The following is a 23,815-nucleotide window of genomic DNA, read 5'->3' on the forward strand; positions in this document are numbered from 1 at the left end:
ACCCACCAGACGACCGGACCAGCAGGACTACGAGACCAGCAGGACGACCGGACCAGCAGGACTACCGGACCAGCAGGACTACCAGACCAGCAGGACTACCAGACCAGCAGGACTACCGGACCACCCGGCGCAGACCCACCCAGGCCACGACAGCGAACACCCCGGCAACCACCACCGGCAGAACAACAGCGACCGCAGGCACCGACTGCTCGGTGAGCCACCGGCCGAGGTCGTCCCACGCGCGACGCCACGTGAAGAGGATGGCCAGCCCACCGAAGACCACGATCGCCCCGGTGATCCCGTACCAGATCCCAGCCGGCCCCCAGCGCTTGGCGATCACGCCCATCCCCACTCCCGCGAAGGCGAACGCCAGCATGGGTGCGCCGGAGACGGGGATCTGGAGCGCGGCGTTGTCGACGTCCAGTCCCGCCGGCGCGAAGTAGTCCAGGCCCACGCCCCAGCCGCCGGTGGCGTCCTCGATCGCCGTGAGGACGGACAGGAGGACGCCGTACCACAAGGACTGCGCCACGGCGACGAGCGCCGTCCCCAGGTAAAAGGTGCGCCGGCTGAGACTGATGCCCATGGCGAACGGCAGCAGTTGCGTGACCGCCAGGGCGAAGATGACCGTCACCGTGATGTAGAGCGACACCACGCCGGCGGTGAAGCCACCCGTGGGCTGGCTGCCGACGTCGGTCAGCGCCCAGATGACCAGGTTGACCCCGAAGCTCAGCGCGACGATCCCCCACGGGATGCCGAGGACCTGCAGCGGGTTGACCAGGTGCAGACGGGCGGCGGCGAGCACACGCTTCATCGTGGGACCTCCTCGAGGTCGTCGGGGGCGGCAGCGGGTGCGGGGACGGTGTGGCCGCGCAGGCTCAGGGCGACCACGAGCTGCTGAAGCGACGTCGGCTCGACGGCCAGCCCCGCGGGGACGTCGTCGGCACGGCTGCGGACGACGGCACGGCTGTGCCCGCCGAGGGACTCCAGGTGCAGCAGCTCGTGCCGGCGGGCGAAGGCCTGCACCTCGGCGGTCGGCCCGGTCACCGTGACCGCGCTGGTACGCAGCGACTCGGCGTCGGCGTCCAGCGCGACCCGTCCGGTGTCGAGGAGCACCACCCGCTCCAGCAGGTCCCCGACCTCCTCGATGAGGTGCGTGGAGACGATCACGGTCCGCGGGTGTGCGGCGTAGTCGGCCAGCAGGCGGTCGTAGAACAGCCGGCGGGCGACGGCGTCCAGACCCAGGTAGGGCTCGTCGAACAGGGTCAGCGGGGCCCGGGAGGCCAGCCCGATGACGATGCCGACCGCCGAGACCATGCCCCGGGAGAGCTTCTTCACCGGCCGGCGCAGCGGCAGGTCGAAGTCCCGGACCAGGTCGGCGGCCAGGTCGGCGTCCCACCCGGGGAACACCGTGGCGGCCGCACCGAGCGCGTCCCGCACGCGGAACTGGTCCGGATAGCGCTGTCCCTCCTTGACGAAGCAGACCCGGGCGAGGACGGCGTCGTCCTCGTACGGGGTAGCCCCGAACACCTCGACCCGGCCACGGGTGGGCAGGCGGTGACCGGTCAGCAGCTGCATCAGCGTGGTCTTGCCCGCCCCGTTGCGGCCGAGCAGGCCGGTGATGGCGTCCGCCTCGAACGCGGTGCTGACGGAGTCCAGGGCGGTGTGGCCGCGGAACCACATGGTGACGTCGTGCACGGCGGCCGCGGCGGTCATCGCGCCTCCTCCCAGCGGTCGATCATCGCGGCGAGTTCGCGGCCGGAGATGCCGAGCTTGCGCGCCTCGGCCATCAGGGGACGGACGTACTGGTCGGCGAACTCGCTGCGCCGCCGCTTGAGCAGCTGCTCACGGGCGCCCGGGGCGACGAACATCCCGACTCCTCGTCTCTTGTAGAGGACCCCGTCGGCCACCAGCTGGTTGAGCCCCTTGGCGGCGGTGGCGGGGTTGATGCGGTGGAAGGCGGCCAGCTCGTTGGACGAGGGCGCCTGGCTCTCCTCGGCGAGGGAGCCGTCGACGATCGCGTTCTCGACCAGCGCGGCGACCTGCCGGAAGATCGGGCCGCCGTCCTCGATCACGCCGGGTCCCGCGGAGGACCCCACAGGTTCCCTGGTCCATTACTCATGTAATGAACCGTAGAACCTTCGGCGGGGTGTGCGCAAGGCCACTACGGTGACCGGATGGACGCCGCAGCCCTCCCGCCGTTCACCGTCGACGTCCCCGATGAGGCGGTCGAGGACCTGCGTCGCCGGCTGCGCGCCACGCGCTGGCCGGAGCCGGAGACGGTCGAGGACTGGTCGCAGGGCGTGCCGCTCGGGTACCTGCAGGACCTCTGCACGTACTGGGCTGAGGGCTACGACTGGTCGGCGCGGCAGGCGCGGCTGGACGCCGTCCCCCAGGTCCTCCCCGAGGTCGACGGCCTGCCGATCCACCTGCTGCACGCACGCTCGCCGCACGAGGGCGCGCTGCCGCTGGTCCTCACCCACGGCTGGCCCGGGTCGGTGTTCGAGTTCCTCGACGTCCTCGGCCCGCTCACCGACCCCGAGGACCCGCGGGACGCCTTCTCCGTCGTCGTCCCCTCGCTGCCCGGGTTCGGGTGGAGCGGCAAGCCGACCGCGCCGGGCTGGGGCCTGGCCCGCACCGCCGACGCGTGGGCCGAGGTGATGACCCGGCTGGGGTACGACCGCTTCGGCGCCCAGGGCGGGGACATCGGGTCGTTCGTCTCGGCCAACCTCGCCGCCCGCCACCCCGACCGGGTCGTCGGGATCCACCTGAACATGGTGGTCACCGGCCCGCCGGAGGGGCGGACCGAGTTCTCCGAGCGGGAGCAGCGGGCGCTGGAGCGCGAGCGGCACTACCGGGCCGTCGACGCGGCCTACAACCAGCAGCAGCGCACCCGACCGCAGACGCTCGGCTACGGGTTGACCGACTCGCCGGCCGGGCAGTGCGCGTGGATCCTGGAGAAGTTCTGGTCGTGGACCGACACCGGGGGCGACCCGGTCGGCGTGCTCGGTGCCGACCGGATCCTCGACCACGTCTCGACCTACTGGTTCACCCGCTCGGCGACGTCGTCGGCGCGGATGTACTGGGAGATGGCCCAGGCGCCGGCGGAGCGCACCCCGACCGTCCGCGTGCCCATCGGGGTGTCGCAGTTCCCCTCCGAGATCTTCTCGCCGCCGCGCGAGTGGGCGCAGGTGCAGTTCCCCGACCTGCGGCTGTGGCGGGAGCACGAGCGGGGCGGCCACTTCGCCGCGATGGAGCAGCCGGAGGTCCTGGTCGACGACGTCCGGGAGTTCTTCCGCCCGTTGCGCTGACGCGGGAACGGAACCGTCACACGGCCCGGACAGCGTCCGTGCCCGGTCCCGGTCCGGACGGGACGAAGCTGGTGAGCGTCCACCAACCGATCCCGTGAGCGCGGGCTCGCCGAGCGCGGGTGGCGTCGTCCCCGGCGAGGTGGTGCCGGCCGAGGGCGTGATCGAGATGCTGCCGGCCGCGCTCGCCGGGTGCGGCGGACCGGGCCGTGCGGGGGACCGGCGGACGGCGCCCCCGCGGCCGGCTGCTCAGCCGGGGAGGCGCCTGATCGTCACGCCTGCTGCTCGCCCTCCTCGCGGGCGGCTTCATCGAGCACCTTGGGGTCGTCCATCACGCCGCCGGCCGGGTCGGGGTTGCCCAGGGCCGTCTCGGCGGGCAGCTGCTCGACGTGCTGGCGGGCGCGCTCGCGCAGGTCGTCGGTGGGTTCGGACACGGATCCTCCTCAGTGGTTCGTGAACACCGGCTGCCCTACCCACGCCGTGCCAGAGTGACCCGCGTGCGCCCGACCCCGACCCGAGGAGCCCGATGACCGACCCCGCCTCCCTGCCGGACCTGGTCAGCCCCGCGCTCGGCGGGGCGGTGGTCGCCGCCGACGTGGCGTCCGGGACCGGTCCGCCTCGCTAGGGTCGACAACCGTCCTCCGTCACCGTCGTGGAGCGCACCGTGCACCGTTCCGGCCACCGACCGGTCCTGCTCGCCGCCCCCGCCCTGGGGCTCGTCCTGGCGGCGTGCGGCTCCACGCTCGAGCAGGACGAGCTGGAGACCCAGGTCGCTGCGGCCCTCGAGCAGGAGGCCGGCGTGCGGCCCGAGGTCTCGTGCCCGAGCGACCTGGACGCCGTGGTGGACGCCACCACGCAGTGCAGCGCCACCGACCCGCAGACCGGGCGGGTGTTCGCCTTCCGGATCACGGTCACCTCGGTGGAGGACGGGATCGCCCACTTCGACGTCTCACCGGCCCAGTAGCGGCGGGCCGGCGGATGTGGTCGTCCCGGCCGGGGGATCGGCGTCCGCACGTCCCCGGACGAGGGAGAGGACGGATGAGCGCGTACACGTCCGCGCCGTGGTCGAACCTGTACCTCGCCGTCGCCGGGACCGCCGGGGCGCTGCTCGGCCTGCTCTTCGTCGCGGTCTCGATCAACATCGCGCAGGTGCTGCGGGTCGCCTGGCTGCCGCTGCGGGCGGGGGAGACCCTCGGGGTGCTGGTGGTCCTGTTCGCGACGGCGGTCTTCGTGCTCGTCCCGGGTCAGGGCCGGACGGCGCTCGGTCTCGAGCTGGCCGCCATCGGGTTCCTGCTGGCCGGCGTCGACGGCGGGCTGCGGCTCCGGCGCGGCCGGCCCGCGGGCGCGCCGCTGCCCGCCGTCGTCATCCCCGCGGTGATCACGCTGCTGACCGGTGCACCGCTGCTCGGAGCCGGCGTGAGCCTGGTCGCGGGCGTCGGCGGCGGGCTGTACTGGACGGTGCCCGCGCTGCTGGTCGGCTTCGCGGGTGCTGTGGTCAACGCCTGGGTGCTGCTGGTGGAGATCCTGCGGTGAGCGCGCGGCGGGCAGGATGGCGACCGTGGAGAGCGCGCAGACCGCGGACCTGCTCGTGCACGACGCCGAGCTGCTGGCCACCGTGGACGACGACCGCCGCGAGATCGCCGGCGGCTGGGTGGCGGTCACCGCCGGGGTGGTCAGCGGGCTCGGCGGGCCGGGCGACCCCGCTCCGGACGCCGTCCGCCGGGTCGACGCCCGCGGCTGCCTGGTCACGCCGGGCCTGGTCAACACCCACCACCACCTGTACCAGAACCTCACCCGGGCCTTCGCCCCCGCGCTGACCGGCGGCCTGTTCGACTGGCTGACCACCCTCTACCCGCTGTGGGCGCGGCTGGACGAGCAGGCCGCGTACGTGTCGGCCTACGTGGGCCTCGTCGAGCTGGCGCTCGGCGGCTGCACCACCTCGACCGACCACCTGTACGTGCACCCGCGCGGAGCGGGTGACCTGATCTCGGCGGAGGTGGCTGCGGCGCGGGACCTGGGCGTGCGGTTCCACCCCACCCGCGGCTCGATGTCGCTGTCGGTGGAAGACGGCGGGCTGCCTCCGGCCTCCGTCGTCCAGGACGACGACGCGATCCTCGCCGACTCGCAGCGCCTGGTGGCGGCCCACCACGACCGCTCGCCGCACGCCATGACCCGGATCGCGCTGGCGCCCTGCTCCCCGTTCAGCGTCTCGCCGGCGCTCATGACCCGCACCGCCGAGCTGGCCGAGACCCTCGACGTCCGCCTGCACACCCACCTCGCCGAGACGCAGGACGAGGACGCCTTCTGCCTGGCCACCTTCGGCCGCCGCCCGGTCGACCACCTGGCCGACGTCGGCTGGCTCTCCGACCGGGTGTGGCTGGCGCACCTGGTGTGGCCGTCGGCGGCCGAGGTCGAGCGTCTCGGGGTCGCGCGGGTCGGGGCGGCGCACTGCCCGTCGTCCAACATGGTCCTGGGCAGCGGGATGGCGCCGGTCGCGGAGCTGCGGGCGGCCGGCGCGCCGGTGGGCCTGGGCGTCGACGGGTCGGCGTCGGCGGACTCCGCGTCGCTGTGGCTGGAGGCCCGCACGGCGATGCTGCAGGGCAAGCTGCGGCACGGGGCGGGGTCCACGTCGGCCCGCGGCGCTCTGGAGATGGCCACCCGCGGAGGTGCGGCCTGCCTGGGCCGCGCCGGGGAGGTCGGCGAGCTGTCGGTCGGGGCGTGCGGCGACCTGGTCGTGTGGCCGCTGGACGGCGTCCGCTTCGCCGGCGCGCTGTCCGACCCGGTGGAGGCCTGGCTGCGCTGCGGTCCGGTGTCGGCGCGGCACACCGTCGTCGCCGGGCGGTTCGTGGTCGACGACGGTGTCCCGGTGCACCCCGCGCTCGACGAGCAGCTCGCCGTGCACCGCCGGGTCGCCGCCCGCATGCAGGTACCTCCCGGCTGACCTGGGCATGGGAAGCGATACCGGCGTCCGGCGCGCCAGGACGCAGGTATCGCTTCCCATGCCCAGGGCGGTCACAGGGCGCAGGCGAGGGCCTCGAGGTCGTCGAGGGTGGCGTCCAGGTGCGGAGAGACCCGCAGCACCGGCCCGGTCATCTCGCCCGGGGCGCGCTGCGGCTCGATCGCGGTGGTGACGATGCCGTGTTCGGTGAGCAGCCGGGCCCGCGTGGTGACGACGTCGACGCCGTCCGGCGGGCGCAGGGTCGTGGTCGCGGTCGGCTCGTCCCGCGGCTCGACGACCCGCCAGCCGGCGGCGCCCTCCAGCACGTCGCGGGCGGCGCGCCCCAGCGCGGCCAGCCGCTCCCGCACCCGCGCCGGACCGGCGGCCACGTGCTCGCCCACGGCCAGCACCAGACCGACCCGGCCGGCCACGTGCGCCTCCCCCGACTCGAAGGCACGCAGCGGGGGGACGCCGTCCGGCGCGGCCAGCACCGGGGTCAGCTCGGCGGCGACCGCCGGGCGCACGCAGAGCAGGCCCACCCCGCGCGGGCCGGCCAGCCACTTGCGGGAGGTCGAGTAGACGATGTCGGCGCCGACGTCGGTGTCGACGTGCCCGAGGGACTGGGCGGCGTCGAGCACCAGCGGCACCCCGGCCGCCCGGCACAGTGCCGCGACCTCGGCGGCCGGCTGCACGATGCCGCGGTGGCTGCCGATGTGGGTCAGGTGCACCAGCCGCGGCGGGTCGGTGGCCAGCAGCCGGGCCACGCCGTCGAGGTCGGCCCGCCCCAGGTCGTCCACCGGCAGCGGTTCGGGCGCCAGGCCCGCGGCGCGCAGCTGGGCGGCGTTCGGCGCGTACTCCCCGGGCAGGCAGCCCACCCGCGTACCGGCGGGCAGCCGCCAGCCGGCCAGCAGGGTGACCAGCGCGGCCTGCGCCGACTCGACGAACACCACGTCGGCGGCGGCCATCCCGACCAGGCCGCCGACGACCGAGCGGCCCTGCTGCAGCAGGTCCTCGGCGGTCGCCTCGGCCACGTACCCGCCGAGCTCGGCCTCGTGCCGGGCGTGGTGCGCGGCGGCCTCGAGCACCCGGGAGCTCTGCCGGCTGCAGGCGGCGCTGTCCAGGTGCCGGCCCGCCGGACGGGGTCGGACGGAGCGCCAGGAGGCGCCGAGGTCCTCGTGCACGAGGTCGGTGTCGAGGGCGGTCACGGGATCCTCCTCGTTGGCGCTCGTCGGTTCCGTGCCCGACGGTGCTCTGCCCCTGCGTGGCCTCGCACGCTCGGTCACGGAGCACCACGCTAGGCGGGCGCCCGCTCAGCTCTCCAGGGTGCCGCGGGCCACCGAGACCCCGGAGTGGCCCGGGTCGCCGTCCAGCGGCTCGACGGAGACGTCGACGACCGGGTGCTCGCCGAGGTCGAGCCCCGGCGGGAGCTGCAGGGTCACCTCGCCGCCGCCCTGGACGACGCCGAGCGGGACGAGGCCCCGCACCGCCTCGTCGAGCAGCCACACCTCGTAGAAGCCGTCCGGTGGGTCGGCGACGGCGCTGTCGACCAGCGGGCCGCCGGCGCGGGCCGCCGACCGCGCCTCGGAGAGCGCCGCCTCGCGTCGTCCGGGGGCACGGGCGCGACCCTAGGCCCTGCGGCGCCGGTCGGCGGCGGCCGAGTTCCTAGGCGGGGACGGACAGGGCGGGGACGGACAGGGAGACGCCGAAGTCGCCGTCGGGGTCGGTCCACCAGGAGGTCATGGCCAGGCCGGCGGCGGCCAGCTCGGCCTCCACCCCGGAGCGGCGGAACTTCGCCGACACCTCGGTGCGCATCTCCTCCCCGGCCGCGAACGCGACGTCGAGGTCGAGGGCGGCCACGTGCACCACCTGGTCGACCCGCGAGCGCAGCCGCATCTCGATCCACTCCCGCTCGGCGTCCCACACCGCGACGTGCGCGAACGCGGCGGGGTCGAAGTCGGCGCCCAGCTCCCGGTCCAGCACCGCGAGCACGTTCCTGTTGAACTCCGCGGTCACCCCGGCCGCGTCGTCGTAGGCGCGCAGCAGGCGGGCCGGGTCCTTGACCAGGTCGGTGCCGAGGAGGAACGAGTCCCCGGGCTGCAGCGTGCCGGCCAGCTCGGCGAGGAACGCGGCCCGCTCGGGTGGCTCCAGGTTGCCGATCGTCGAGCCGAGGAAGGCCACCAGCCGCCGTCCCGACCGGGGTAGCTCGCCCAGGTGCCGGGTGAAGTCGCCGACCACCGCCTCGACCTCCACCCCGGGGTACTCCGCGGTGATCGCCGCCCCGGCGGCCTGCAGCACCGACGGGTCGACGTCGCAGGGCACGAACCGGCGCAGCGTGCCGGCCTCGCGCAGCGCGGTGAGCAGCAGGCGGGTCTTCTCCGACGTCCCGCTGCCCAGCTCGACGAGGACGTCGGCCCGGGAGACGGCGGCGATCTCCCCGGCGTGTGCGGTGAGGACGGCCCGCTCGGCCCGGGTCGGGTAGTACTCCGGCAGCCGGGTGATCTCGTCGAACAGCTCGCTGCCCCGCTCGTCGTAGAACCACCGCGGCGGCAGCGACTTCGGCGTCGCGGTCAGCCCGGCGAGGGCATCGGCGCGCAGCGCGTCCGCGGCGTCGCCGGGGGCGAGGTGGCTGGTCAGCGAGATCGACACGGGTCTCCTCGGGTCAGCGGGGTCAGCGTCAGGCCGTCGGGGGTCACCTCGACCAGGTGCCGGTCCGGGACGTCGGTCCACCGCGGGTCGTCGTCCCACGGCTCGCTGGCCAGCGCGGTCCCGTCGGCGCACACCAGCGCGGAGAGGGTGTCGCCCCACGTGGTGGCCAGCAGCCGGGAGCCGTCGGCGGCCAGCAGGTTGAGCCGGGCGGCGGGGTCGGCCGCGGCCACCTCGAGCACCGTCGCGCCGAGGTGCTCCGGGCCCCGGGCGAACACCAGGGCCGCCAGCAGCGCGCTGTCCACGGTCGACTCGGCGTCCCGCGCCGGGGGCAGCACCGCGCGGTCGACCAGGCCGTTGTGCGACAGCAGCCACCGCCCGTCGGTGAACGGCGCCACCGCGCTCTCCTCCAGCGGCATGCCCACCGTCGCCGACCGGACGGCGGCCACCACGCACCCCGACGCGAGCACCGGCGCCACCGAGGCGAAGGACGGGTCGCCCCACAGCGGCCGCGCCGAGCGCCAGCGCGCCGGCTGCGACCGGCCGGGGGTGAAGAAGCCCACCCCCCAGCCGTCGGCGTTCACCGTGCCGTACCGCTGGCGGCGCGGCGCCCACGACTGCACCAGCAGCGAGGACGGCGGCTCCAGCACGAGCGAGGCCAGCGTGCGCGGCCGGCCCAGCCAGGCCAGGTGGCGGCACACGGTCAGGCGGCCATCTCGTCGACGGACCAGGCCAGCCGGATCCCGCTGAAGACCTGCCGCCGGACCGGGTGGTCCCAGTTGCGGAAGCTCGGCCGCAGGATGGACGGCGCCACCGCCCAGGAGCCGCCGCGCAGCACCCGGTAGTCGCCGCCGAAGAAGGGTGCGGAGTAGTCGGCGTAGAGCATCGGCCGGAACCCCGGCCACGGGGTGAACGCCGACGAGGTCCACTCCCAGACGTCACCCGTCAGCTGCTCGACGCCGTAGGCCGACGCCCCGGCCGGGTAGGCGCCCACCGGGGCCGGGCGCAGCGCGTCGCCGCCCAGGTTGGCCAGCGCCGGCGTCGGCTCGGCCGCGCCCCACGGGAAGCGGCGCCGCCGCCCGGTGGCCGGGTCCCAGACGGCGGCCTTCTCCCACTCGACCTCCGTGGGCAGCCGGGCGCCGGCCCAGGCCGCGTAGGCCTCGGCCTCGAAGAAGGTGACGTGCTGGACCGGTTCGTCCGCCGGCAGCGCCTCCACGACGCCGAACCGGGTGCGGGTGCCCTCGGCGCCCCAGAACTGCGGCCGCTCCAGCCCCGCCTCCACCCGGTGCGCCCAACCCCGCGCGGACCACCAGCGCGGGTCGGCGTACCCGCCGTCGGCGACGAACGCCGCGTACTCGGCGTTGGTCACCGGCACCCGGCCGATCCGGAACGCCGGCACGTGGACGGCGTGCGCGGGCCGCTCGTTGTCCAGCGAGAACGGCTCGTCGGCGGCGTCCACCCCGAGCACGAACTCCCCGCCGGGCACCAGCACCGACGTGCCGGCGACACCGGGGCGGCCGGGCGGCAGCGGCGTCCCGGCGCCGAGCAGCGGCGGGCCGGAGCGCACTCCCAGCGCCTGCAGCATGGTCTCGTCGTGCTGCTGCTCGTGGCTGACCACCATCGCGACGTCGAACGGGTCGTCCTCCGCGCCGAACCGCGCCAGCCGGTCGAGCACCCGGCCGCGCACCTCCCCGCAGAACGCCCGGGCCTCCACCGGTGGCAGCAGCGGCAGGCGGGCGCGGACGGCGCGCGGGTGGGTGAACGCGTCGTAGAGGGCCTCGACGTCGGCCGGCAGCAGGCCCGGGCGGCGGGCGTCGCCGCGGCGCAGCAGCCAGAGGTCCTCCTGCTGGCCGACGTGCGCGAGGTCCCACACCAGCGGGCTGAGCAGCGGGGTGTGCTGGCGCAGCAGCTCCGGCTCGTCGTGGTCGGTCAGGTGCAGCGTGCGCTGCCGGGCGGCGCTCAGCTCGCGGGCCAGGATCTCGGTCAGGTCGGTCATCGGGCGTCTCCCGTGGCTGAGAGGAGCGCGGCGCCGGGGCCGTCGCGGCGGGCGGTGTCGAGCAGGGCGTCGCCGGGGCAGCGGCCGCGGTCGACCAGCTCGGCGAGGGCCTCGACCTCCGGCCGCAGGGCCGCCGGGACGACGTCCACGGCCGCCGCCAGGCAGGCCCGGGCCGCGGTGTGCAGCGCCGGGTCGGCCAGGCCGAGGCGGGCGGCGCGGTCCCACGCGCCGGCGACCCCGGCGGTGGCCGCCGCGGCGTGCCCGGCCGCGACCGGGTCGTCGAGCAGCGTCGTCGTCACCGCCGCCAGCGCCGGCCACCACGGTTCGGGAGCGGCGTCGAGGTAGCGGATCTCCAGGTAGCCGCGTGGCCGCACCGGCGGGAACAGCGTGGTCAGGTGGTAGTCGAGGTCGGCCGCGGTGGGACGCCGGCTCCCCAGCGGGGCGGTGCCGGTGACCCAGTCGGCGAACCGGACGCGGGCCCGCACCGGCGCCGCGCCGCCGGTGTCCGGGTCGCGCACCAGCATCACCGGCGCGGTCAGGGCGTACTCGGCCCACTCGCCGGCCGGGTCGGCGCCGCCGAGCAGCGGACCGCAGCGGGCCTGGTCGAGGTCACCCCACACCCGCTGCCGGTGCGACGCCGCCCCGGTCGGGCGGCCCGCGGCCAGCGGCGAGCAGGCCGAGACGGCGACCAGGACCGGGCCGAGCTGGTGGGCCAGCGCCACCCGCTCGCTCCAGCCGGCACACGGCCCGGCCTCCAGGTTGACCTGCAGCGACGCGGTACCGGCCATCATCGCCGTCCCCGCCGCGGCGCAGCCCACGGCGGCGAAGTGCTGCTCCATCGCGGTGTACCGAGCCGCCGGGCTGACCCGCCGCGGCGGGCGCAGCGGGTCGGCGCCCACCGGCGCCAGCCCGAGCCGGTCGGCAGCCAGCGCGGCGGCGAGGGCGGCCCGGTCGGCGCGCAGCGCCGTCACCGCGCCGGCGACGTCCGGCTCCGGCGGCCCGGACAGCTCCACCTGGCCGCCCGGTTCCAGCGTGACCCGGCTGCCGCCCGGCAGCGCGGGCAGCACGCCCACCAGTGCGCTGATCCGCCGCCACGGCACCCGGGACGCCGGGGCGTCGAGGTCGACCAGGTGCGCCTCCAGCTCCAGGCCCACCGCGCCGACCGGGCCGGGGCGCAGCGCGGCGGCGGCCACGTGCGCGACCGCGGCGTCCAGGTCGAGGACGGACTCGTACAGTTCGGTCACCGGGGCCACGGGCCCCACCCCCTCCAGGTCCGGACCGGTCGACGTCGACCGCGGGTCGGTGCGGGGGCGGCCCGTCGGAGCGGCCGTCCTCGGTTCCCATACTGCCCACGACCACCGACAGAACGCACGTCCCGGGGGTGTTCGGGTGAGGATCGGGGGGTGGACGCCGACCGGGACCGTGACCCCACCGGCCGGGCGCGCAACGCCCGGCCCCGCGACGCGCTGGGCCGCCCGCAGCCCCGCGGGGCCGTGGGCGAGGAGCGCGCTCCCGAGGGAGTGGTCCGGACGCCGGACGAGGCGCTGGCCGAGGCGCAGCGGCTGCTCGACGCGGGTCGGCCCTTCCACGCCCACGAGGTGCTCGAGGACGCGTGGAAGTCCGCGCCGGAGCCGGAGCGGCAGCTGTGGCGGGGGCTGGCCCAGCTCGCCGTCGGCCTCACCCACGCGGCGCGGGGCAACGCGCGCGGTGCGGCCACGCTGCTCGAGCGGGGGGCCGGCACCATCGGGCCCTACGCGGCCGGTCCGCCGCACGGGGTCGACGTCGCGGGGCTCGGCTCGTGGGCCCGGGCGCTCGCCGCCGAGGCGGCGTCGGGGCGGTCCCCCGACCCGCGCCCCCCGCGCCTGCGCGGCTGACCGCCGGGCGCCCGCGACCGGTGCGGCCGGGCCGCGGTGCTCCCCCGCCGGGGCCGGTGACCGGTAGCGTTCCCGGTGCCCTGATCACCTCCTCAGCCCGTCGCCGCAGTACGCCTCCGGTCGGGCCGCGCACCGACGTCGTCCGTGGGGAGCGGGAGGACCCGATGAGCGCTGCTGCGGCGGCTGCCCCTCCGAGCGTGGGCCGGCGCGTCGCCCCGCTGTTCCCGGCCGTCGCGGCGAGCTACCTCGGCTACGCGATGATGGCCACGCTGTTCGTCCCCATGCTGATGTCGCGCACGGACGGCTACCTGCCGGCCGGGGACGGGCTGGCCCGGCGGACGACGCTCATCGGTCTGCTGCTGGCGCTGTACCCGATCGGCCAGTTCGTGGGCAACCCCGTGCTCGGGGCACTGTCGGACCGTTTCGGCCGGCGCCCGGTCGTCCTCGCGTCGAGCGCGGCCACGATCGTCTGCTACGTCGGCATCGCCGCCGCGCTGACCGTGCGCGACCTGGTGCTCCTGGCCCCGTTCCTGCTGCTGTGCGGGCTGGTGGAGGGCAACATCGCGCTGACGATGAGCGCGATAGCCGACGTCACCAGCGAGGACGCGCGGCCCACCTACCTCGGGTACGTGTTCGCGGTCACCAGCGTGGCCTACACCGTGGGCCCCCTCGGCGGGGGTGCGCTGGCCGAGCACGCCGGCTACGCGCTGCCGTTCTGGATCGTCCTCGGCGCGCTGGTCGCGGTGCTGGTCTGGCTGTACGTGGCGTTCGCCGAGACGCTGCCTCGCCCGGCCCGCCGCCGCAGCCGGCTGCTGGGCTCGCTCGCCGCACTGTCGGAGGTGGTGACCGACCCCCTGCTGCGCCGCCGCTACCTGGCCGGCCTGGTGCTCTACGTCGCCGCGATGGGCTTCTGGCGGGTGGTCACCATCTACCTGGTCGACGAGTGGCACCTGTCGGTCGGGCCGGTGACCGCGTGCTACGCGGCGCTGGCCGTCGCTGCGGGGGTGGCGAACCTGGTGGTGGTGCCCCGCCTGCACGGGCGCGTGCCGTTGGGGCCGCTGGCGGTCGCCTGCATGCTCGGCGGCGCAGCGGCCATGGCCGCCGTCCCCGCCCCCTCGGCGCTGGGGGTGCCCCGTGCGCTGGCCGTCGCGGTCGCGCTGGCCGCGGCCGCCAGCCTGCTGCTGGCCATCGCGCTGTCGGCCGTGGCCGGCCTGCTGTCCGCGGCCGCCCCGGCCGACCGGCAGGGCACCGTCCTGGGCAACAACGCCGCCCTGCTGGTGCTCGGGGAGGTCATCGGGGTCAGCGGGGGCTCGGCCATCGCCGGGATCGATCCGGCCCTGCCCCTGCTCGTCCTCGCGGTGCTCGCCGCGCTGGCACCGGTCGTCATGGGCAGGCGGCACCCGGACCGGACGGCGCCGCCGGACGCGCGCGTACGGGGAGCGCCGGCCGACCGTCCCGGAGCGGGCCGGTGAGCACGGCCCTGGCCGCCGCACGGTGACCGGGAGCACACTGCCCGGCATGACCTCCACCGTCGAGCGCACCCGTGAGGTGTGGGCCGCCGGGGACTACCAGCGGGTCGGCGTCCGGCTGGTCCCCGCCAGCGAGCAGCTCGTCGCCGACCTCGGGGTGCGCCCGGGGGACCGGCTGCTCGACGTGGCCGGCGGCACCGGCAACACCGCGCTGGCCGCGGCCCGCCGCGACGCCGACGTCGTGTGCAGCGACATCGTCCCCGAGCTGCTGGAGCACGCCCTCCGCCGGGCCGGGCTGGAGGGGCTGGAGTTCACGACGGAGGTGGCCGACGCCGGCGCGCTGCCCTTCCCGGACGGCTCGTTCGACGTCGTCGTCTCCACCTTCGGCGTCGTCTTCGCCGCCGACCCCGAGCAGGCCGCCCGGGAGCTGCTGCGGGTGCTGCGGCCCGGCGGTCGGCTGGGGCTGACCGCCTGGCGCCCCGACGCGCCCGGGGGGCGGCTGGTGTCGCTGATCGCGCGGCACGATCCGCAGGACGCCGTCGGCGACCCGCTGCGCTGGGGGACGCCGGAGGGGGTCGAGGGGCTGCTCGGCCGCGGGGAGGTGGCGCAGGTCCGGCACACCGAGCGGACCGTCGACTTCACCGCTCCGTCGCTGGCCGCGCAGTGGCAGCGCTACCGCGACTGGTACGCCCCGGTGCACGTGGCCTGGCAGCGGCTCGACGCGGCCGGGCGGACGGCGCTGGAGACGGAGTTCACCGACATGTGGGGCAGCTCCACCCGTGGCGGCGGCCCGGGGGTCGTCGTCCCCAACACCTACCTGCAGACGACGGCGGTGCGCTGCGGATGAGAGGGGACCGATGAGGAGCTACCAGGCCGCGACGCGGATCGACGCGCCCCCGGACCAGGTGTGGGGGCTGCTGACCGACGTCCACGGCTGGCGGGACTGGGCCTCCGGCGTCGACCGGGTCGAGGGCCGGGTGGCCCTCGGCGAGAAGCTGACGCTCTACGCCACGATGATCCGCAACCGGCCGTTCCAGGTGACGGTCACCGAGCTGCGCCCGGGCGAGGTCATGCGCTGGCGCGGCGGGCTGCCGTTCGGACTTGCGGTCATCGACCGCACCTACCGCCTCGACGGCCAGGACGGCGGCACGGTGCTCACCGTGCGCGAGGACCAGACCGGCCCCCTCGCCTTCGTCACCGAGCGCAGCACCCCCGACCTCGACCCCTCGTTCCGCCAGTTCTGCGCGGGTCTCAAGGCGGTGGCCGAGGGGCGCACCTCCCGCCACTCCGGCTGATCCGGGACGGGCGCGTCGTCCCGGGCGCGTCGTCCCGGTGGCGGCTCCGGTGGTCTAGACCAGTCCCCTGCTGGCCGAGCGGGCCCTGCCGGGACGCAGCCGGATGTCGACGGGCAGGTCCGGGTCGTCGACGGCCTGCCGTGCGTGGCCGACGGTGCGGTCCTCGAGGGCGCGCCGGATCTCGGCGATGTCGGCGTAGTCGGCCAGGTCGACGGTCAGCACGAGCCGGCGGCCGCCCTCGTCGCGCAGGTGGGCCGAGGCACCGGCGACGCCGCGCAGCCTCTCGACCTCCTCCTCCACGGCGTCGCTGAACCCGCCGGCGTGGACCGTGGTGAGCCCGTCGCGGTCGTCGACGGTGAGGTCCAGACGCCCGACGCGGTCGGTCGCCAACTGGGCGAACAGCCACCGCAGGCCCAGCAGGGCCAGCACCAGGCACCCGACCGCCACGGCCCACCAGAACCACGGTTGGTCGTCGGGGTAGGTGCGCACCCGGTCGGGCAGCACCGGGTCGGTGCTGTCGCCGACGAGACCGAAGCTCACGGCCAGGCCGGCCACGCCGGCTGCGAGGAGGACCAGGCCGAGCAGCAGCAGGACGACGCGGTTCACCCCGTTGACCCGGCGCCTCATCGGGAGGCCTCCTGGGAGACGGTGACCCGCGCGCGCAGCCGGTCGGCGAGGCCGAGTTCGCGCAGCTGCCCGGTGACCGCGTCGGACACCCGCTGCTGCAGGTCCCCCGGTGAGCGCAGGGCGGTGGCCGCCCGCACCCGCACGGCGCGCCGTCCGGCCCTGGCCCGCGCGTCGCGCACCCCGTCGGTGCGGCGGGCGGCGCTGGACAGGGTCCGCTCGATCCCCCGGCGGGACGCCGTGACCCGGACCCCCTCGGTCCGGGCCGGCAGCGTCAGCGACCCGGGCCGGCCGCGGCGCACCGCGGCGAGCAGGAGCAGCAGGCCGAGGACCACCATGCCGATCAGCACCGCGCGCACGATGCCGTCGCCGAAGCTCTGCTCGCGCAGCCAACTCGTCCACCGGTCGTAGGGGACGACCAGGTGGGGGCGGTCGAGGGCGGCCAGCACGATCTCGACGACCGCGAGCAACCCCCCGAGGAACAGCCCCAGGGCGAGCAGGGTGGCGAGGACCCGGTTCAGCACGTGCACGTGTGCTCCTCTCTCGAGCGTTCCCTCGTCACCGCACGCGGCGCGGTCGAGCCGCGGGGGAGCTCATGCTCACGACGTCGATGTCGATGTGGTCGATCCGGATCCCGGTGAGGTGCCGGACGTCCTGGCGGATCTGTCGACGGACCCGGTCGGTGACGGCGCGCACCGACGCCGGCCAGCTGACGGCGATGGAGGCGTCGACGGTGGCGGTGGAGCCGTCGACCCGGGCGTCCACCGAGGCCTCGGTGGTGGAGCGGGCGTCGCCCACGTTGACCCCGAGCAGCCGGCGGGGGGCGGCGCTGGCTCCCTCGACCCGGGTCACCGCGTACCCCGCGACCCGGTCGACCACCCGGTCGGCGACGACCAGCCCGCCACGGTCGGCCGGGTCGCCCAGCTCGGGGAAGGCCGTGCCCACGTCGGCCGGCTGGAGGGCTCCGGTGGGTGCGTCCGCCGAGGTGGAGAGGGCCGTGCTCATCGAGAGCCGCGGCCGCCGCCGCCCAGGTAGGGGGTCAGGTCCAGCTGGCCGGAGACCACCTTGCCGACGAGGAACCCGACCACGCCGAGGACGGCCGTGCCGACGCAGGCGTCGAAGCCGCCGACGACCCAGGCCAGACCGAGCAGCAGGCCGGTGAACAGTCCCACCACGGTGGGGGGCATGGAACACCTCCGATGGAGAGGGGAGTGGATGGGGGATCAGCGCCCGCGGCGACGGCGCCGCGGGCGGCGCCGAGGTCCGGGTGGTGGGCCTTCAGCAGAGCCCGGCGTCGCCGGCGCTCCTCGGGGTCCGACTGGTACGGCATGTGTGTGGCTCCGGACCCGCTCAGGCCGACGACCCGGCCGGCAGCGCGGGCCGCTCGTCGGGCAGGAGCAGGTCGTGGACGTGGACGTCGACGGGCCGGTCCCCGGCCAGGGGTGCGACCGCCTCCCGGATCTGCTCGGCCACGGCGGCCATCGGCAGGCCGTGGACGGCGATCACCGCGACCCGGACGCGGTCCGGCGAGACGTACACCCCGTCGACCCGTCGTCCGGGCAGGTAGGTGGCCGTCGAGCGCGGTCCACCCGCGTGCAGCGAGGCCACCGCCGGGCAGGCCGCCACCGCGGCGGCGAGGGCGTCCGCCTCGACCGCCACGGTGTCCGGCCCGGCGCTCATCGGACCCGCGGGGGCTCCTGCGGGCCCTCGTCGTCGCCGGGCAGGTGGATGTCGTTGACCGAGATGTTGACCTCGGTGACCTGCAGGCCGGTCATCCCCTCCACCGAGGCGATGACGTTGCGCCGCACCGAACGGGCCACGTCGACGATCGGCACGCCGTACTCGGTGACCAGGTCCAGGTCGACCGCGGCCTGCTTGTCCCCGACCTCCACCGACACGCCCTGACCGATCGACTGGCTGGCGCCGGGGATCCGCTCGCGCAGCGCACCGATCGTGCGGGCCGCGCCACCGCCGAGGGCGTACACCCCGGAGACCTCCCGCGCCGCCAGGCCGGCGATCTTCTGCACCACGTCGTCGGCGATCGTGGTGTTGCCCTGGCTGCTCTGCAACGAGGACGGAGACGCCTGCGCGATGGTGCTGGAGGACGTCGAGGTGCTGGTGGAGCTCGGTGACTGCGTCACGGTGGTGCCTTCCTGAGCATCGGGTACGACTACGGTCCTGTGCCGAGGGGCAGCAGCGGCGATGCGGGTACGCCGTCCTGTCCGCGCGGCGGCGGCTCACACCTCTTTCGACACACTCCAGCGGGGAAGGGTTACGGGCCATGGCCAGGAGAACGCAACGGCGCACCGTCTCGCCGGTCGTCCGCTCGTGACAGGAGGACCATCGGGCGATGACGCTCCGGCCGATCCGACCGAGGCCCGCTGGGTGGAGCTGGCCCGCGCGGGGGACGAGGACGCCTTCGCGGCGCTGGTCCGCACCCACCAGGACCGGCTGTACGCGGTCGCGCTGCGCATGACCGGCGAACCGCACGACGCCCAGGACGTCGTCCAGGAGGCGCTGCTGCAGGCCTGGCAGCACCTGCCCACCTTCCGCGGCGACGCCCGGTTCTCCACCTGGGTCACCCGGATCGTGGTCAACCGCTGCCACAACCTGCGCCGGGCCGCCCGACCCGTCCAGCCCCTGCCCGACGAGGAGGACGCGGCAGCGACCCTGCCGTCCTCACCGGCCGCGGAGACCCTGGCCGTCTCGGCGCGCCGGCGCGAGGCCGTCCGCCAAGCGCTGCTCGCCCTGCCCTTCGACCAACGCGCTCCCCTGGTGCTGACCACGTTCAGCGGCTGTACGTACGGGGAGACGGGGCGGATCCTCGGGATCAGCGAAGGGGCCGCCAAGGTCCGGGCCCACCGCGCTCGGCGTGCTCTGTCCGACCGTCTGCGGGAGTGGAAGTGACCGCGGTGCCCGGCAACGAGGAGAACGCCGCTCCCGGCGGCGCCGGCGGTGGAGACCGGCTGCCCTGCGGCGCCTCGGTCGACGACCTCTTCGCCCAGGTGACCGCCGGCGCCCGGCCGAGGGACGCCGACCACCAGCGGACCTGCCCGCACTGCCGGGCCCACCTCGCCGAGCTGCAGGAGCTCTGGGCGCCGGTGGAGGCGCTCGCCGCGGAGGAGGTGCGCGCCCCTGCGGGCCTGCTGCAGGCGGTCATGGCGCAGGTGCGGGAGCTGTCCCGCCACACCTGGTACGCCGTGCTGCCCGGACCCACCGGTTCCACCCGCGTGGCCGCCCGGGTCGTCGGGGCCGTCGCCCGGCTCGCCGCCGAGTCGGTCCCCCACGTCACCCTGGCCCTGGGCGGAGGACACACGGCCACTCCTCCCGGCGGCACTCCCGACCCCGACCGCATCGCCGGGCAGGAGAGCGAGTCCGCCACCGACGTCGGCGTCGCGGGCACCCGCGTCGTCGTCGACGTCCAGATCGCCGTGGACTACGGCGTCCCGATCCCGCAGGTCGCCGAGCAGGTGCGCGCCCAGATCATCCGCCACCTGGATGCGCAGACCGGGCTGACCGCCAGCGAGGTCGACGTCACCGTGGTCGACGTCCGTCCGCCGGGGACCGCCCGGTGACCCGCCGGTGCGCAGATCCTCCGCGACCGCAGTGACCGCAAGGGGGGACGGCGGCGGCCGCGGTGCGACCATGGTCGCGCCATGAGCACAGACACCGACACCGCCACGTCCAGCGCCGCCGCGCCCGGCGCCGACGACACCGCCCTCGGCGAGCCCGCCACCCCGCCGCGGGGACCGGTCACCTCGGCGTCCTACTCGATCACCGTCCGGCTCACCGCCGACGGCGACCCGGCGTCCATCGGCCGCATCGCCACCGCGGTCGGCTCGGCCGGGGGCGCGGTGACCGCGATCGACGTCGTCGACTCCCGCTCCGACGGGCTGACCGTCGACGTCACCTGCTCGGCCGCCGACGCCGCGCACTCCGCGGAGATGGTCGACGCGCTGCGCGCCGTCCAAGGGGTGAGCGTCCGCAAGGTCAGCGACCGCACGTTCCTGCTGCACCTCGGCGGCAAGCTCGAGGTGGCCCCGAAGGTGCCGCTCAAGACCCGCGACGACCTGTCGATGGCCTACACCCCCGGCGTCGCCCGGGTCTGCCTGGCGCTGGCCGACAACCCCGAGGACGTCCGCCGGCTGACCATCAAGGGCAACACCGTCGCCGTGGTCACCGACGGCTCGGCGGTGCTGGGCCTCGGCGACATCGGCCCCGGCGCGGCCATGCCGGTGATGGAGGGCAAGGCCGTGCTGTTCAAGCGGTTCGCCGACATCGACGCCTGGCCGATCTGCCTGGCCACCCAGGACGTCGACGAGATCGTGCGCACCGTCGAGCTGCTCGCCCCCGGCTTCGGCGGCATCAACCTCGAGGACATCGCCGCCCCCCGCTGCTTCGAGATCGAGCGCCGGCTGCGCGAGCGGCTGGACATCCCGGTCTTCCACGACGACCAGCACGGGACGGCGATCGTCGCGCTGGCCGCGCTGCGCAACGCGCTGCGGGTCGTGGGCAAGCGGCTGGAGGACGTGCGGATCGTCGTCGCCGGCGGCGGCGCGGCCGGGACGGCGATCGTGCACCTGATGCTGGAGGCCGGCGCCCGGCACGTGCTGGTGTGGGACCGGGAGGGCATCCTCTCGCCCGACGACGAGCGGCTCACCCCGGCGAAGCTGGACCTGGCGGGGCGCACCAACCCCGGGTGTGTGCGTGGGGAGCTGCCCGACGCCCTCGACGGCGCCGACGTCTTCATCGGCGTCAGCGCGGGCAACGTGCTGGCGGTCGAGGACCTCACCCGGATGGCGGAGCAGGCCGTCGTCTTCCCGATGGCCAACCCGACGCCCGAGGTCGACCCGGTGCGGGCCCGGCAGCACGCCGCCGTCGTCGCCTCCGGCCGCTCGGACCTGCCCAACCAGATCAACAACGTGCTGGCCTTCCCCGGCGTCTTCCGCGGCCTGCTCGACGCGCGGGCGCGGGAGATCAGCGACGGCATGCTGCTGGCGGCGGCCGAGGCGATCGCGGCCGTCGTGAAGGACGACCAGCTCAACGCCAACTACATCATCCCGAGCGTGTTCGACCCCGCCGTCACGCAGGCGGTCGCGGCCGCGGTCGCCGACCAGGCCCGGGCCGAGCCCGGCGCGACCGCGACGGTCAGCGACGACGACGGCGTCACCTCCTGACCGGGGCGGCCGGCCGGGGTGTGCGGTGCCTCTCCCGAGGCGCCGACCGTGGTCGGGTGGTGTGGTTGCCGGGTCGCCGTGCCGCCGGTCGGCGCCGGGTGCTGGAGGTGCGATGACCGTGGACGCCGGGAGGGTCGGCCCGCTCGGGCCGGCCGACGTCGATGCGGCGGTGGCCGTCCTGGCGGCCAGCCACGCCGACTACCCCGCCTTCCGCCACGTCTGGCCGCGGCCGCAGGTCCGCGCCCGCGCGCTGCGGCCGTTCCTCCGAGCGAGCGTCGCCGATGCCGCCGCCCTGTCCGCCAGCACCGTGGGCCGCGACCGGGACGGCGTCCTCGCCGTGGCGCTCTGGCTGCCGCCCGGCGCCTTCCCCTGGTCGACGGCGCGCAAGCTGCGGGCGGCGCCGGCGTTGCTCCGCACTGCGCTGGCCGCGCCGCGCTCCGCTCCGGCGTTCGCCCGGATCGGCTCCTCCGCCGAGCGGACCCACCCCGGCGAGCCGAGCTGGTACCTCGAGACGCTGGGCGTGCACCCCCGCGCACAACGGCAGGGCTGGGGGCAGCGGGTGCTCCGACCGGGCCTCGAGCGGGCCGACCGCGAGGGGCGGGCGTGCTACGTCGAGACGTCCGACCCCGCCAACGAGCGCTTCTACCGGTCGCTCGGCTTCGAGGTGGTGGCTCCCCGCCTCGAGCACCTGCCCGGCGGCCCGCCCTACCTGGGCCTGCGCCGCCCGCCGGGCGGCTGAGGGCCGACCGCCGCGCCTGCGCGAGCCGTCGTCCGGAGGTCGGCTACCCCTGCTCGGGGTCGGCGTCCTCGTCGGCGGGCGCCGACTCCTCCGGCTCGAAGCTGTCGGCCTCCCCGAGCCCCATGCCCACGCCGGTACCGGACGGGTCCGGCGTTCGACCGCTGCCCTGCGACTCCGACGGGGCCGACGGGCGGGTCTCGTCCACGGGCGGCCGGCCCTGGGCGCTCTCGGTCATCTCCGGGTTCCTCTCTCCTCCGGGATCGCCGGTCCCCGTCGGGGCGGCGCGGTCGCCGAGGGCCGGGCGAGCTCGGGTCCCTCCGGCGGCGGTTCGCGGGGCGGCAGCGGGTCGGGCGTCGAAGCCCTGGTGCGCGTGGGCGTCGACCAGCCCGGGCAGCAGCGTGCCGTCACCGGGCCAGACGCGGTCGGCCGTGCACCGGGTCTGGTCCACCGGGCCTCCCCCCAGTCGCCTGGTCCGGACGCTAGGGACGGCGGCCGTGCCCGGCAAGGGGCCGCGGCGGCACGCCCACGGCATCCTGGGGTCGTGAGCGCTGACGTGCCCCTCGTCTTCGACGAGCTGACCGAGGAGGGGCTGCGCTCCGCGGGCAGTCTCAAGTGGACCCGCTACGGCGAGGCGATCGGCGCCTTCGTCGCCGAGATGGACTTCGGGACCGCACCCGCGGTCACCCGGGCGCTGCACGAGGCGGTGGACGCCGGCCGCTTGGGCTACCTGCCCACGCCGGCGGCGCTGGACATGGCCCGGGCCTGCGCGCGGTGGCAGGCAGACCGCCACGGCTGGCCGGTGCCGGCCGAGTGGATCACCCCGCTGCCCGACGTCATCGCCGGGCTGCAGGCGGCGATCGAGCACTTCACCCCGCCGGGCAGCCCGGTCGTGCTGCCCACGCCGGCCTACATGCCCTTCCTCCTCGTCCCCGGGTTGATGGGCCGCGAGCTGGTCGAGGTGCCCATGGTGGACGACGGCGGCCGGCTCACCTACGACCTCGACGCCCTGGACCGCGCCTTTGCCGCCGCCGGTGGGCGGCTGCTGGTGCACGTCAACCCGCACAACCCGACCGGGCGGGTGTTCACCGCCGACGAGCAGCTGGCCCTGGCCGAGGTGGTCGACCGGCACGGGATCCGGGTGTTCTCCGACGAGATCCACGCCCCGCTGGTGTACCCGGGCGCGGTGCACCGCCCCTACGCCGCGCTCTCCCCGGCGACCGCGGCGCACACGGTGACCGCGACCTCGGCGTCCAAGGCGTGGAACCTGCCCGGGCTCAAGGCCGCCCAGTTCCTGGTCAGCAACGAGGCCGACGCCGCGTCCTGGGCGGAGAAGGGGGCGTTCGCCGCCCACGGCGCGGCGACCCTCGGGGTGCTGGCCGCCACCGCCGCCTACACGGAGGGCGCCGCCTGGCTGGACGACGTCCTCGCCTACCTGGACGGCAACCGCCGGCTGCTCGGGGAGCTGCTCGCCGAGCGGCTGCCGCAGGTCCGCTACACCCCGCCGGAGGGCACCTACCTGGCCTGGCTCGACTGCCGGGAGCTCGGGGTGGAGGGCTCGGTCGGCGACCTCCTGCTCGAGCGGGCCGGGGTCGCGCTGGTCGACGGGCCGGCGTGCGGCGCGCCGGGGGCGGGCCACGTGCGGCTGAACTTCGCCACCCCGCGGCCGGTGCTGCGCACCATCGTCGAGCGGATGGCCGCCGCCGTCCGCAGCTGACCGGCCCCCGCCGTCACCGGCCCCGTCCAGAGGCTCAGGCC

The 23,815-nt window shown here is 76.0% G+C and carries 29 protein-coding genes and 1 pseudogene; 13 read left to right on the plus strand and 17 right to left on the minus strand.

Annotation, left to right across the window (positions count from 1 at the left end):
* Window positions 1-112: 112 nt before the first annotated feature.
* The 3 genes from DQ238_RS14285 to DQ238_RS14295 are packed head-to-tail and all read right to left on the minus strand — an operon-like array spanning window position 113 to window position 2,072.
* Window positions 113-811 carry a hypothetical protein gene (locus tag DQ238_RS14285; protein ID WP_147263083.1) on the minus strand — a complete coding sequence of 233 codons (699 nt, stop codon included), beginning with the start codon at window positions 809-811 and terminating at the stop codon, window positions 113-115.
* The gene (locus DQ238_RS14290) at window positions 808-1,713 is read right to left on the minus strand and encodes an ATP-binding cassette domain-containing protein (RefSeq protein ID WP_113781945.1); all 906 of its coding nucleotides are present in this window, start codon (window positions 1,711-1,713) and stop codon (window positions 808-810) included. The genes DQ238_RS14285 and DQ238_RS14290 overlap by 4 nt, the downstream gene beginning before the upstream one ends.
* A complete protein-coding gene (locus DQ238_RS14295; RefSeq protein ID WP_199506351.1) occupies window positions 1,710-2,072 on the minus strand; it encodes a GntR family transcriptional regulator in 363 nt (120 codons plus the stop codon). Before DQ238_RS14295 ends, DQ238_RS14290 begins: the two co-directional genes overlap by 4 nt.
* A gap of 102 nt (window positions 2,073-2,174) precedes the next feature.
* Here DQ238_RS14295 and DQ238_RS14300 point away from each other — a divergent pair, with 102 nt between their 5' ends.
* The gene (locus DQ238_RS14300; RefSeq protein WP_113781946.1) at window positions 2,175-3,308 is read left to right on the plus strand and encodes an epoxide hydrolase family protein; all 1,134 of its coding nucleotides are present in this window, start codon (window positions 2,175-2,177) and stop codon (window positions 3,306-3,308) included.
* Window positions 3,309-3,577: 269 nt separating this feature from the next.
* Here DQ238_RS14300 and DQ238_RS22845 read toward each other — a convergent pair whose 3' ends face one another.
* Window positions 3,578-3,739 (minus strand): hypothetical protein, encoded by a 162-nt coding sequence (locus DQ238_RS22845; RefSeq protein ID WP_158550790.1) that lies wholly within the window; start codon window positions 3,737-3,739, stop codon window positions 3,578-3,580.
* A 230-nt stretch (window positions 3,740-3,969) separates the two neighbouring features.
* On the opposite strand from DQ238_RS22845, the gene DQ238_RS14305 reads away from it, so the two are divergent.
* The 3 genes from DQ238_RS14305 to DQ238_RS14315 all read left to right on the plus strand — a co-directional run bounded on the left by DQ238_RS14305 (window position 3,970) and on the right by DQ238_RS14315 (window position 6,246).
* Window positions 3,970-4,269, plus strand: a complete 300-nt coding sequence (locus DQ238_RS14305) for a DUF4333 domain-containing protein (RefSeq protein ID WP_158550791.1) — start codon at window positions 3,970-3,972, stop codon at window positions 4,267-4,269.
* A 74-nt stretch (window positions 4,270-4,343) separates the two neighbouring features.
* Window positions 4,344-4,838, plus strand: coding sequence for a hypothetical protein (locus tag DQ238_RS14310; RefSeq protein ID WP_113781948.1), 495 nt, complete (start codon window positions 4,344-4,346; stop codon window positions 4,836-4,838).
* Window positions 4,839-4,863: 25 nt separating this feature from the next.
* Window positions 4,864-6,246 (plus strand): 8-oxoguanine deaminase, encoded by a 1,383-nt coding sequence (locus DQ238_RS14315; protein WP_233495968.1) that lies wholly within the window; start codon window positions 4,864-4,866, stop codon window positions 6,244-6,246.
* A gap of 71 nt (window positions 6,247-6,317) precedes the next feature.
* Here DQ238_RS14315 and egtE read toward each other — a convergent pair whose 3' ends face one another.
* From egtE to egtA, 6 genes and pseudogenes are all read right to left on the minus strand, one after another.
* Complete coding sequence (gene egtE / locus DQ238_RS14320) at window positions 6,318-7,448, minus strand: ergothioneine biosynthesis PLP-dependent enzyme EgtE (protein WP_113781950.1); 1,131 nt, start codon at window positions 7,446-7,448, stop codon at window positions 6,318-6,320.
* A 105-nt stretch (window positions 7,449-7,553) separates the two neighbouring features.
* Window positions 7,554-7,805: pseudogene (locus DQ238_RS14325) on the minus strand (anti-sigma factor); the annotation flags it as partial.
* 100 nt (window positions 7,806-7,905) lie between these two features.
* Window positions 7,906-8,889 carry an L-histidine N(alpha)-methyltransferase gene (gene egtD, locus DQ238_RS14330; RefSeq protein WP_113781952.1) on the minus strand — a complete coding sequence of 328 codons (984 nt, stop codon included), beginning with the start codon at window positions 8,887-8,889 and terminating at the stop codon, window positions 7,906-7,908.
* Entirely contained in the window at window positions 8,874-9,587 is a 714-nt protein-coding gene (gene egtC, locus DQ238_RS14335; RefSeq protein ID WP_113781953.1) for an ergothioneine biosynthesis protein EgtC, read from the minus strand. The genes egtD and egtC overlap by 16 nt, the downstream gene beginning before the upstream one ends.
* 2 nt (window positions 9,588-9,589) lie before the next feature.
* Entirely contained in the window at window positions 9,590-10,882 is a 1,293-nt protein-coding gene (gene egtB, locus DQ238_RS14340) for an ergothioneine biosynthesis protein EgtB (protein ID WP_113781954.1), read from the minus strand.
* Window positions 10,879-12,126 (minus strand): ergothioneine biosynthesis glutamate--cysteine ligase EgtA, encoded by a 1,248-nt coding sequence (egtA, locus tag DQ238_RS14345; protein ID WP_233495970.1) that lies wholly within the window; start codon window positions 12,124-12,126, stop codon window positions 10,879-10,881. Before egtA ends, egtB begins: the two co-directional genes overlap by 4 nt.
* 159 nt (window positions 12,127-12,285) lie before the next feature.
* On the opposite strand from egtA, the gene DQ238_RS14350 reads away from it, so the two are divergent.
* The 4 genes from DQ238_RS14350 (at window position 12,286) to DQ238_RS14365 (ending at window position 15,520) form a co-directional block, all read left to right on the plus strand.
* Entirely contained in the window at window positions 12,286-12,756 is a 471-nt protein-coding gene (locus DQ238_RS14350) for a DUF309 domain-containing protein (RefSeq protein ID WP_113781956.1), read from the plus strand.
* A 164-nt stretch (window positions 12,757-12,920) separates the two neighbouring features.
* Window positions 12,921-14,228 carry an MFS transporter gene (locus DQ238_RS14355; RefSeq protein WP_113781957.1) on the plus strand — a complete coding sequence of 436 codons (1,308 nt, stop codon included), beginning with the start codon at window positions 12,921-12,923 and terminating at the stop codon, window positions 14,226-14,228.
* A gap of 46 nt (window positions 14,229-14,274) precedes the next feature.
* Window positions 14,275-15,072 (plus strand): class I SAM-dependent methyltransferase, encoded by a 798-nt coding sequence (locus DQ238_RS14360; RefSeq protein WP_113781958.1) that lies wholly within the window; start codon window positions 14,275-14,277, stop codon window positions 15,070-15,072.
* Between the two features lie 10 nt (window positions 15,073-15,082).
* On the plus strand, window positions 15,083-15,520 hold the full coding sequence (locus tag DQ238_RS14365) for an SRPBCC domain-containing protein (RefSeq protein WP_113781959.1): 438 nt from the start codon (window positions 15,083-15,085) through the stop codon (window positions 15,518-15,520).
* 54 nt (window positions 15,521-15,574) lie between these two features.
* Here the strand turns inward: DQ238_RS14365 and amaP are convergent, their stop codons facing one another.
* From amaP to DQ238_RS14395, 6 genes are all read right to left on the minus strand, one after another.
* Entirely contained in the window at window positions 15,575-16,147 is a 573-nt protein-coding gene (gene amaP, locus DQ238_RS14370; RefSeq protein ID WP_113781960.1) for an alkaline shock response membrane anchor protein AmaP, read from the minus strand.
* Window positions 16,144-16,674, minus strand: coding sequence for a DUF6286 domain-containing protein (locus tag DQ238_RS14375; RefSeq protein WP_113781961.1), 531 nt, complete (start codon window positions 16,672-16,674; stop codon window positions 16,144-16,146). The genes amaP and DQ238_RS14375 overlap by 4 nt, the downstream gene beginning before the upstream one ends.
* Window positions 16,675-16,702: 28 nt before the next feature.
* Complete coding sequence (locus DQ238_RS14380; RefSeq protein ID WP_113781962.1) at window positions 16,703-17,149, minus strand: Asp23/Gls24 family envelope stress response protein; 447 nt, start codon at window positions 17,147-17,149, stop codon at window positions 16,703-16,705.
* Entirely contained in the window at window positions 17,146-17,331 is a 186-nt protein-coding gene (locus DQ238_RS14385; protein ID WP_113781963.1) for a hypothetical protein, read from the minus strand. The genes DQ238_RS14380 and DQ238_RS14385 overlap by 4 nt, the downstream gene beginning before the upstream one ends.
* A gap of 163 nt (window positions 17,332-17,494) precedes the next feature.
* A complete protein-coding gene (locus DQ238_RS14390; protein ID WP_113781964.1) occupies window positions 17,495-17,824 on the minus strand; it encodes a hypothetical protein in 330 nt (109 codons plus the stop codon).
* Window positions 17,821-18,285 carry an Asp23/Gls24 family envelope stress response protein gene (locus DQ238_RS14395; protein ID WP_113781965.1) on the minus strand — a complete coding sequence of 155 codons (465 nt, stop codon included), beginning with the start codon at window positions 18,283-18,285 and terminating at the stop codon, window positions 17,821-17,823. Before DQ238_RS14395 ends, DQ238_RS14390 begins: the two co-directional genes overlap by 4 nt.
* A 244-nt stretch (window positions 18,286-18,529) precedes the next feature.
* Between DQ238_RS14395 and DQ238_RS14400 the strand changes: the two genes are divergently transcribed.
* The 4 genes from DQ238_RS14400 to DQ238_RS14415 all read left to right on the plus strand — a co-directional run bounded on the left by DQ238_RS14400 (window position 18,530) and on the right by DQ238_RS14415 (window position 22,060).
* Window positions 18,530-19,051 carry an RNA polymerase sigma factor gene (locus DQ238_RS14400; protein WP_158550792.1) on the plus strand — a complete coding sequence of 174 codons (522 nt, stop codon included), beginning with the start codon at window positions 18,530-18,532 and terminating at the stop codon, window positions 19,049-19,051.
* On the plus strand, window positions 19,048-19,719 hold the full coding sequence (locus tag DQ238_RS22850; RefSeq protein WP_113781967.1) for an Asp23/Gls24 family envelope stress response protein: 672 nt from the start codon (window positions 19,048-19,050) through the stop codon (window positions 19,717-19,719). Before DQ238_RS14400 ends, DQ238_RS22850 begins: the two co-directional genes overlap by 4 nt.
* A gap of 81 nt (window positions 19,720-19,800) precedes the next feature.
* A complete protein-coding gene (locus tag DQ238_RS14410; RefSeq protein ID WP_199506352.1) occupies window positions 19,801-21,321 on the plus strand; it encodes an NAD-dependent malic enzyme in 1,521 nt (506 codons plus the stop codon).
* 112 nt (window positions 21,322-21,433) lie between these two features.
* Window positions 21,434-22,060, plus strand: a complete 627-nt coding sequence (locus DQ238_RS14415) for an N-acetyltransferase (protein WP_113781968.1) — start codon at window positions 21,434-21,436, stop codon at window positions 22,058-22,060.
* A gap of 43 nt (window positions 22,061-22,103) precedes the next feature.
* On the opposite strand, the gene DQ238_RS14420 is transcribed toward DQ238_RS14415, so the two are convergent.
* On the minus strand, window positions 22,104-22,508 hold the full coding sequence (locus tag DQ238_RS14420) for a hypothetical protein (protein ID WP_113781969.1): 405 nt from the start codon (window positions 22,506-22,508) through the stop codon (window positions 22,104-22,106).
* 93 nt (window positions 22,509-22,601) lie between these two features.
* Here DQ238_RS14420 and DQ238_RS14425 point away from each other — a divergent pair, with 93 nt between their 5' ends.
* Entirely contained in the window at window positions 22,602-23,774 is a 1,173-nt protein-coding gene (locus DQ238_RS14425) for a MalY/PatB family protein (protein WP_233495971.1), read from the plus strand.
* Window positions 23,775-23,815: the final 41 nt, after the last annotated feature.

It is taken from the genome of Geodermatophilus sp. TF02-6 (assembly GCF_003319115.1).
Taxonomy (GTDB): Bacteria; Actinomycetota; Actinomycetes; order Mycobacteriales; family Geodermatophilaceae; genus Geodermatophilus.

Bases quoted from the DNA above. Each gene is read 5' to 3' on its own strand.
- DQ238_RS14365 (WP_113781959.1), top strand. From the start codon at position 15,083: ATGAGGAGCTACCAGGCCGCGACGCGGATCGACGCGCCCCCGGACCAG.
- DQ238_RS14355 (WP_113781957.1), top strand. From the start codon at position 12,921: ATGAGCGCTGCTGCGGCGGCTGCCCCTCCGAGCGTGGGCCGGCGCGTC.
- DQ238_RS14380 (WP_113781962.1), bottom strand. From the start codon at position 17,149: ATGAGCACGGCCCTCTCCACCTCGGCGGACGCACCCACCGGAGCCCTC.
- DQ238_RS14385 (WP_113781963.1), bottom strand. From the start codon at position 17,331: ATGCCCCCCACCGTGGTGGGACTGTTCACCGGCCTGCTGCTCGGTCTG.
- DQ238_RS14310 (WP_113781948.1), top strand. From the start codon at position 4,344: ATGAGCGCGTACACGTCCGCGCCGTGGTCGAACCTGTACCTCGCCGTC.
- DQ238_RS14415 (WP_113781968.1), top strand. From the start codon at position 21,434: ATGACCGTGGACGCCGGGAGGGTCGGCCCGCTCGGGCCGGCCGACGTC.
- DQ238_RS14360 (WP_113781958.1), top strand. From the start codon at position 14,275: ATGACCTCCACCGTCGAGCGCACCCGTGAGGTGTGGGCCGCCGGGGAC.
- DQ238_RS14300 (WP_113781946.1), top strand. From the start codon at position 2,175: ATGGACGCCGCAGCCCTCCCGCCGTTCACCGTCGACGTCCCCGATGAG.
- egtB (WP_113781954.1), bottom strand. From the start codon at position 10,882: ATGACCGACCTGACCGAGATCCTGGCCCGCGAGCTGAGCGCCGCCCGG.
- DQ238_RS14290 (WP_113781945.1), bottom strand. From the start codon at position 1,713: ATGACCGCCGCGGCCGCCGTGCACGACGTCACCATGTGGTTCCGCGGC.
- DQ238_RS14285 (WP_147263083.1), bottom strand. From the start codon at position 811: ATGAAGCGTGTGCTCGCCGCCGCCCGTCTGCACCTGGTCAACCCGCTG.
- DQ238_RS14390 (WP_113781964.1), bottom strand. From the start codon at position 17,824: ATGAGCGCCGGGCCGGACACCGTGGCGGTCGAGGCGGACGCCCTCGCC.
- DQ238_RS14410 (WP_199506352.1), top strand. From the start codon at position 19,801: ATGAGCACAGACACCGACACCGCCACGTCCAGCGCCGCCGCGCCCGGC.
- amaP (WP_113781960.1), bottom strand. From the start codon at position 16,147: ATGAGGCGCCGGGTCAACGGGGTGAACCGCGTCGTCCTGCTGCTGCTC.